Origin of the sequence: Chitinophaga sp. Ak27 (assembly GCF_012726295.1) — a bacterium.
Taxonomy (GTDB): domain Bacteria; phylum Bacteroidota; class Bacteroidia; order Chitinophagales; family Chitinophagaceae; genus Chitinophaga.
On the sequence record NZ_JABAOB010000009.1, the window covers coordinates 378112 to 385331 of the forward strand.

A 7220-nucleotide genomic window follows, 5' to 3' on the forward strand; every position below is an offset into this window, starting at 1 on the left:
TGAACGGGCCGCCTTCGGCATCCCCTTCGCGGATTCGGAACGGGCTTCGCTCCGTTAGCGAGCGGTGTTTTTGCTCCGCAAAAACCGCTCGCCCCTTCGCTCCCGGTGGTCGCAAAGGGGGAATGCAGCGGAGATTAAATCGAAGATCAGATGGAGAGATTAGAGCAAAGACCGAAGAGTAAGGGAGGCCGACCGGCTAAAGCCGTTCGGAGAGAAAAGCAATCCGGCCTCCGGTTCACCGTAGCCGAATACACTACAGTGAAGGAGAAAGCCGCTGCCGCGGGCTTACCCTTCACTGTATATCTGCGGAAGATGGCCCTAAAGGGCCAGGTTAAAGCGCGGCAAACCAGTGAGGAAAAGCAGACTGTGAAGCAGTTAATTGGGATGGCATCCAATGTAAATCAGATGGTGAAGATGGCACGTCAGCAGGGGTTTTTATCTGCCATCGTGTTCTTTGAACAGTATCGGCAGACTTTAGATCAGATCATAAACCAGTTGAAAGATGATAAGTAAAGTAATTACCGGTAGTAGCTTTTATGGCTGCTGCCGGTATATATGTGAGGATGAAAGCCGGGCTATAATATTGGAAGCAGAGGGTGTAAGAGATTATAATTACCGCCTGATGGCTCATGATTTCGAAATGCAAAGGCGTGATTTACCCAGCAAGAATAAAGCTGTTTTTCATGGGATATTGAGTTTTTACCCTGGAGAATCTTTGACAGATGAGCTAATGGCAGCGATCGCAAAGGAGTATCTCGAAAAGTTGAACATGTCAGATACGCAGTATGTCATAGCCAAACACACAGACAGGAAACACCTGCACCTTCATATAGTAGCCAACTTCGTGGGAAATAAAGGGAAGGCGATCCGTGATAGTTGGATAGGTTACCGTGGAAAGAAGGCCGCACAGGCTTTAACCCAAAAGTATCAGTTGATCCCAGCAGTGAAAAAAGAACTGGCTGTTACTAACCTTCAATCTTTAAACGGGGAGGAAGCCACCCGCTACGAAATTTACAGTGCTATTCAGGAACAATTACCCCATAGCAATAATCTATCGGTATTAGCGGATATGCTCTTAAAGCAAAGAATAGAAGTACAGTATAAATACAAAGCTGGTACTGATGAATTACAGGGAATCAGTTTTAAGAAGGGTCTGTATTGCTTCAAAGGGAGCAAGGTTGATCGTAAGTTTTCCGTATCAGGATTGCAAAAAATCCTTTCTGAAAATACCCTGAAGAGGCAAGAGAGACAAGAAATAAGAACACGACTACGGTAAAGGATATATTATTCAAACTTTAATTTTTTATTTTATGAGTGACTTATTAATGCAAACCATAATAGAGAAGTTGGGACAGCTTGAAACGTTAATCGCAAGTAAAGGAACTGGTATGGATAATAATGTGCGGTTAAATGAAGTAAAGGAAGAGTGTGGGCTAATAAAAGAGCAAGTTACTTTAATGAGCCAGACAGTAGGCATAATGCCAGAATCAATGAAACGCTTATCTATTAGGCTGGATGCCTGTACAAAGGCTTTAATGGCTCCCGTTCAGCAAAGGGTAAAACATCACCACCATTTAAGTTATGGTTTGCTACTATCGGTGGGTATGTTCATTGTGGTGGTGTTTTTATCTGTTTGGTTGTATAATACTTATAGCCGTTTTAAAGATTTAACGGCAAATGATATAAAGTATAGGTCCATGAAATTTTTACCGGATAGAAACTTTGTGGGTATTATACATAGCGTGGATAGTATTTATAGCCTTGATCGAAACCGTTTCAAAGACAGCATAGTAAAACGAGAACAGTATTTGCAAAAACGACTGGAATTACTACAGATGGCGGATGAAAAAGAGAAGGGAGCAAAGCAGCTTCGAGGGAAGGCGCGTGTAAAATAAATTTGCCTGATTTCCGCTGCCGCGGGCTTGCGCTCTGTTCAGGAGGATTTTTGCAGCATTGGCCCGCTGCTGGGCTTTTGTAGGAAAAATCCTCCTGAACAGAGCGCATTCTTTTAATCCTCTTTCAGGAACTTAAAATTATGGTCCAGTAAATGCTTGGGATGAACATTTAAACCCTTTGCAATTTCAAGAAAGGTCGTGAACGTAAAATCTTTTTTTCCATTTTCGATATTGCTGATATTTCCCTTGGTAACATCGCATCTTGACGCCAGTTCGTCAAGGCTTATCTTAACTTCTTTTTCTCTAATTTTACGTAAACGCTCTCCAATTTCCTGTAATCGATTTTTATCTCTTTCCTCATTCATTTTCAGAACTTTGGATAAATTCCGCATTTTTATTTCAAAAAATCGTTACAAGATCTTGTAACATTGAAAATGTTTTCTTACTTTTGATAAAGTATAAATCCAAATGCTGATTATTAGGGCATTTGGATTACTGCAACGTAAAATATAATTTTGCAGATCAAATTTTCTGCATTGATTACTACGTTTCTGCGTGCTTTGGAGAGGCCAGAATGTAGTGCAGCAATGCTCATGCCATAGGCGTGGGCTTGCTTGTAAGATCTATTCGGCCTCTCCAAAGCGCGCGGGTAGAACACTGCGAGTAAGCCACGCCTATGGCATTTTATATAGCCGTTGACGTTTGCCCACTTCCTGTTGTTTTCCCATCCAAAGCATTTTTTGATACCAATGGCTAATCGGTTACAATGATCGATTCGGGAGTCATTTGGTTTGTTTTTCCAGGTATCCTTTATGGATAGGCCCGGTTATGCGAGCTATTACGCAATATTTCACTACTGACTTATACTCACTCTTAAATTGAATGTTATGGAGAATCTACTAACTACCTTGAACCAAATTACACCCTGTGGCACCTCATCAGGCTTTGTTGAGTTATTTGAATACGAGCTGCCTTCTGTTATTGGCAGTAGGGCTGCTGATAGCTGGTCGGCAGATCAGCGGGCTGATTTTATGATGTTTTATACTTTGTTCAGTGCAAATACTATCGCTGCTTTTAACATTCGGAATGCACTAATACGGGAGAATAACGAGAATTTAACCAAGGAACTAATTGTTGAGCTGGAAGATGACTTATATGAATTGTCAAGTTTTGCTTCGGGACTTGAATTATATGAATTGGAAGCGGCTTTAGACAAGTATATCGAAATATTAGTTGGTGGAGATACGGGGATCGATGGTACAATAGCTGCAATTGCCGGTAATTATTTTAAGACATTTTTCTTGTCGCTTCATTCCTTAGATATAGAGAACCGGATTAAGATAGTAAAAAGTCCAATCACCCTTTAAACATACTTTATGAATATTACTAATCACGCAACAAATGTGTTACTCACGTTGCACACAGAGCTTTCTAAACTACCTGTAATTTTCAGGGAACAGGTTTGCGAGGAATGTAATTTTAGCACTCCTACCTTCTACAGAAAGATGCGGGGTATTGACAGGCGCGTTGACGGCAGGTTGATACCTGCACTGAGCAATGCCGAAAAACAAAAGATTCGCGAAGTCGGGGAGGGGGTGACAAAGGCACTAGTTGCTTCTATTTTTGGAGATGGCGAAAAGTAAACATTGGGGAACGAAGATTTAATAACAACGGCGCTTGATTTCTCTTGCGCCGTTTTAGTGTTATGTAATGCTTTCTTAAAGCCGCATTTAGGCCGTTTTAGAAGCCTTAGAATAATTATCTTGATTCAGTAGTATAATCTCCATATTGTCTCTATTTGCCCATATTTCCTTTATTTTTCTGCCAGCTTCTTCCGGACTAATACGGATGTATTTATAGAAATCCTGTAAACTCTTATGGCCGCTAATCTTCATAATCAATTCTACCGGTGTTCCTGCCAGAAATTCATTAGTACAGAAAGAACGGCGGCAGGTATGAGACGTTATCCATCCATATTTTGGCTTTATTATCTCAATATCCTGATTCCCTTTTTTATAAGAGAACTTGACTGTTTCGCAAATACCCGCCAGTTGGCCAATTTCCTTAATATTTACATTGAAATTCGGGTTATTGACAGTAGGGATTACCTTTTGGAAACGATTGATAAGTATCTCATTGGCCACGCCCATCAAGGGAATTACTACCCAGTGATCCGACTTTTCCTGCTTTTTCCGGAGCATCCCTTCCCGTATATCTTCTGGCTTGATATTGGAAAAGTCCGAAAACCGAAGCCCGGTAAGGCATCCCAAGATAAATAAATCACGATAGGGTAGAAGGGAGGGAAAATCGGATAGGTCAGTATTATATATCTGGTTTATCTCTTTCCACGAGAGGTATATGGCATCTGAATCTTCATTCAGTATTTTAAAATCCGATAAATCAATAGGAGGGATGATTTTACGGCGTACCCTATCCCTGACGAATATACGGAGCTGCTTAATGGTTTTGCCTACTGTAGCCGTTTTTAGGCCCTTGGTAACGGTTTTGCGCCTACGCTGGATATATTCAAAAGTCAGGAAATCGACAAGCCCCTCATAGAAGTTAAAGTCAAGACAGTTAAAGGAAATAACGGCCCTGCGGTGGTCCTGATATGCCTGTAGGTGGTCTTTCATGTTTTTATAAACCCGCAACATGCCAGGCGTAACCTTATTGGTCTTGCATTTTATGTAATCATCTATCTGAAAATAAAAGTCCAGATTTGTTTCCGGTTGTCTGTCTGCCACCTTTTCCGCCATAGGGGAAAGGACTTCGGGATTGAGGTCAGGTTTGAAGGTGCTTTTGACAAAGGCCAGTACATCTATTATTTTCTTTTGTACCGCATGGGAGATAATATCTTCAACCACCCGCAACATGGCTTTTAGCCTTTTGTTGAGTACTTCTGGGTCTCCAAATACTTCCGGTAGGTTTGCCGCTATACGGGATCTTTTCCAATAGGCAGGAGGGATAGCAATTTCAGTGTTTAACAATGTTCTTTTGTCGGAGTTGTAGCAATACTGGATAAAAATAAGGCTTGTACCATCGCGCCTAATCTTGCTACTTTTGCATACGAATTTAAGAGGTAACAGCATAACGTAGTCTATTTTTTAGTCTATTAAAGTGGGGCCAACCCTAATAAAATTAAGAAATAGAAAAGCGAGTCACTGTTGTAATATTCTTAAAATCAATGCATTGTGATCGTTTTAAGGAAACTTAGATAAAACTAGGAAATAGGCGGGTAATCCCAAGGGGATCACGAAAGAGAGTAAAAAGAAATACTCTTACGTAATTAAAACCTTGTAGAAGCTGATTCTACAAGGTTTTTTTGTTTTTGGTGGTAAATGTGTGAAAAGATAAGTAACGATAGAAAAGTGAGCGTTGAGGTTAGCAACAGAATGATTAAATTGTGCTAACCGTCACTGGCCTTAAATGCTATACTGTATTGCGTTTGACCAATGTTAAGTGATGTCAGGATAAGTGCAATTGAAACAATTTTGGTAAACTAAAAACAAGTGGTGTATGACCAGTTTTTCTGTTCTTTTCTGGCTCAACAAGAGCCGTACAAAAAACAATAAGCCCGCTATCTATCTTCGCGTCAGCGTAGGCGGCAAACGTGCAGAACTTTCCACGTATCAGTATGTAACCCCGGCGTTATGGAACGCCTCCGCCCAATGTGTTAAAGGAAATTCCGAAGAAGCACAGGCGATTAACCGACAGTTACTCACCCTGAAAGCCAATCTACACAAACATTACAGCCTTTTAGTTGCATCCGGCAAGCCGGTAACCGCTGCTGCTGTTAAAAATTCTTTCGCCGGAATAACGGAACACTCCCGGACTTTAATTGAAGCGATAGACTTCCATAACCGCCGGTTTGCAGAGAAAGTAAAAGCTGGGAAGAAGTCAGGACGGACCCTGAAGCGCTTTGAGATCACTAAAGAAAAGGTGATTGCCTTCCTGAAAGCCCAGTATCATGTATCAGATAGACCGCTTTCTGATATTCGTTTTTCTTTTGCCCCGGATTTTGAACATTTCCTCACCACAGTGCAGGGGATAGGTGCAAACACTGCTATGAAGTATGTGAAGATTTTAAAGCAGATGCTTAAATTGGCAGTAGATCAGGGTTGGTTAGTCGTTAGTCCGTTGGCAGGGTTTAAATGTACCTATGAAGATCCGCAGCGGGAGCGGCTTACCATGGATGAAATTATGGTCCTTTACAACAAGTCGCTGATTCCACGATTAGCAGAGGTGCGCGATATTTATTTATTCTGCTGCTTTACCGGCTACGCTTACACAGATGTATTGCATCTTACACCAGATAACCTTGTGATTGGCATTGATGGTGAAAAATGGATTGTGAAGGATAGAGAGAAAACCCAAACAGCGGAACGGGTACCGCTGCTGCCTATTCCGTTGGAGATAGTTGACCGGTACAAAACGTCTCCATATTGCCTATTATACCACCGCTTATTGCCTGTTAATAGTAATCAACGGTATAATGCCTATCTACAGGAAATAGCCACGTTATGCGATATTAAAAAGCATTTAACGACACATACCGCACGTCATACTTTCGCTACTACGGTAACACTTGAAAATGATGTGCCAATTGAAACGGTGAGCCAGATGTTGGGGCATAAATGTATCCGCACTACACAGATTTATGCGAAGATCACGCAGCAGAAGGTTAGTAATAATATGCGGGCTTTGCGTGAGCGGTTGGCTGCTCCCGGAATGGGATTGCAGCGGATCGTTTAACCTGGTATCGCTGCCGCGGGCTTGTGCCTTATGTACAGATGTTTTTTGCAACCATAGAGCGCTTCTGGGCTGCATCGGAAAAAATATCTGGTCATAAGGCACTTATTTTTTGTATAATTAAACATCCTTTCCAACTATTTCGGAAGAAGAATAGATGTAACAGTTTCTTTACCCTGCATTAATTTAACTTTTCAAGTATTTCCGCATATTTATTATTGGACGCATGCAGTTTATCAGCCAGAAACGATATTTTTTTTATTGATTCAACTTTATACTGGTCGAGGACTTCCAAGTTATTCAATTTTACCACAGTACCGGACATGCAAACCATGATCATGCCTTTTTCTCCTCCCATTTCAGAGTAATCAATATCAACTGCAATAACTGCATTGCCACCAGCTCTTACAGCTTTGGACCTGATTTGTAGAAGGCATAGTTCCTCACCATTGGCTATTTTCTTGTTATATGCTTGAGATTGCATTCCAAAAAAATCTGTCCAAGAAGCCCCGACTTCTGTAAACAGACCGGTGCCAGTTGTACTTTGACCAGTTACTAAGCCCAATACCTTGTAAT

General features: G+C 41.3%; 9 protein-coding genes. 6 read left to right on the forward strand and 3 right to left on the reverse strand.

Translation table 11 applies throughout. The features are described 5' to 3' along the window. Nucleotides 1-150 precede the first annotated feature (150 nt). From HGH90_RS26730 to HGH90_RS26740, 3 genes are read left to right on the forward strand one after another with little or no spacing between them, the layout of a single operon-like run. Nucleotides 151-513 carry a plasmid mobilization protein gene (locus HGH90_RS26730; RefSeq protein ID WP_169192294.1) on the forward strand — a complete coding sequence of 121 codons (363 nt, stop codon included), beginning with the start codon at nt 151-153 and terminating at the stop codon, nt 511-513. Beyond that, nucleotides 503-1276, forward strand: coding sequence for a relaxase/mobilization nuclease domain-containing protein (locus HGH90_RS26735; RefSeq protein WP_169192295.1), 774 nt, complete (start codon nt 503-505; stop codon nt 1274-1276). The genes HGH90_RS26730 and HGH90_RS26735 overlap by 11 nt, the downstream gene beginning before the upstream one ends. A 34-nt stretch (nt 1277-1310) precedes the next feature. Next, nucleotides 1311-1895, forward strand: coding sequence for a hypothetical protein (locus tag HGH90_RS26740; RefSeq protein ID WP_169192296.1), 585 nt, complete (start codon nt 1311-1313; stop codon nt 1893-1895). Nucleotides 1896-2008: 113 nt separating this feature from the next. On the opposite strand, the gene HGH90_RS26745 is transcribed toward HGH90_RS26740, so the two are convergent. Beyond that, the gene (locus HGH90_RS26745) at nt 2009-2260 is read right to left on the reverse strand and encodes a helix-turn-helix domain-containing protein (RefSeq protein WP_169192297.1); all 252 of its coding nucleotides are present in this window, start codon (nt 2258-2260) and stop codon (nt 2009-2011) included. 522 nt (nt 2261-2782) lie between these two features. Between HGH90_RS26745 and HGH90_RS26750 the strand changes: the two genes are divergently transcribed. Both HGH90_RS26750 and HGH90_RS26755 read left to right on the forward strand, forming a co-directional pair. Next, on the forward strand, nt 2783-3262 hold the full coding sequence (locus HGH90_RS26750) for a hypothetical protein (RefSeq protein WP_169192298.1): 480 nt from the start codon (nt 2783-2785) through the stop codon (nt 3260-3262). Between the two features lie 9 nt (nt 3263-3271). Next, nucleotides 3272-3538 (forward strand): hypothetical protein, encoded by a 267-nt coding sequence (locus HGH90_RS26755; RefSeq protein WP_169192299.1) that lies wholly within the window; start codon nt 3272-3274, stop codon nt 3536-3538. 87 nt (nt 3539-3625) lie between these two features. Here the strand turns inward: HGH90_RS26755 and HGH90_RS26760 are convergent, their stop codons facing one another. Continuing rightward, nucleotides 3626-4882 carry a site-specific integrase gene (locus HGH90_RS26760; RefSeq protein WP_410493700.1) on the reverse strand — a complete coding sequence of 419 codons (1257 nt, stop codon included), beginning with the start codon at nt 4880-4882 and terminating at the stop codon, nt 3626-3628. Nucleotides 4883-5411: 529 nt separating this feature from the next. Between HGH90_RS26760 and HGH90_RS26765 the strand changes: the two genes are divergently transcribed. Continuing rightward, nucleotides 5412-6647 (forward strand): site-specific integrase, encoded by a 1236-nt coding sequence (locus HGH90_RS26765; RefSeq protein ID WP_169192301.1) that lies wholly within the window; start codon nt 5412-5414, stop codon nt 6645-6647. 178 nt (nt 6648-6825) lie between these two features. On the opposite strand, the gene HGH90_RS26770 is transcribed toward HGH90_RS26765, so the two are convergent. Next, nucleotides 6826-7220: YbjQ family protein (locus HGH90_RS26770; protein WP_169192302.1), on the reverse strand; the 395-nt coding region annotated here is incomplete at its 5' end.

Coding starts and splice junctions, on each gene's coding strand:
- HGH90_RS26735 (WP_169192295.1), top strand. CDS start 503: ATGATAAGTAAAGTAATTACCGGTAGTAGCTTTTATGGCTGCTGCCGG.
- HGH90_RS26740 (WP_169192296.1), top strand. CDS start 1,311: ATGAGTGACTTATTAATGCAAACCATAATAGAGAAGTTGGGACAGCTT.
- HGH90_RS26745 (WP_169192297.1), bottom strand. CDS start 2,260: ATGAATGAGGAAAGAGATAAAAATCGATTACAGGAAATTGGAGAGCGT.
- HGH90_RS26755 (WP_169192299.1), top strand. CDS start 3,272: ATGAATATTACTAATCACGCAACAAATGTGTTACTCACGTTGCACACA.
- HGH90_RS26750 (WP_169192298.1), top strand. CDS start 2,783: ATGGAGAATCTACTAACTACCTTGAACCAAATTACACCCTGTGGCACC.
- HGH90_RS26765 (WP_169192301.1), top strand. CDS start 5,412: ATGACCAGTTTTTCTGTTCTTTTCTGGCTCAACAAGAGCCGTACAAAA.
- HGH90_RS26730 (WP_169192294.1), top strand. CDS start 151: ATGGAGAGATTAGAGCAAAGACCGAAGAGTAAGGGAGGCCGACCGGCT.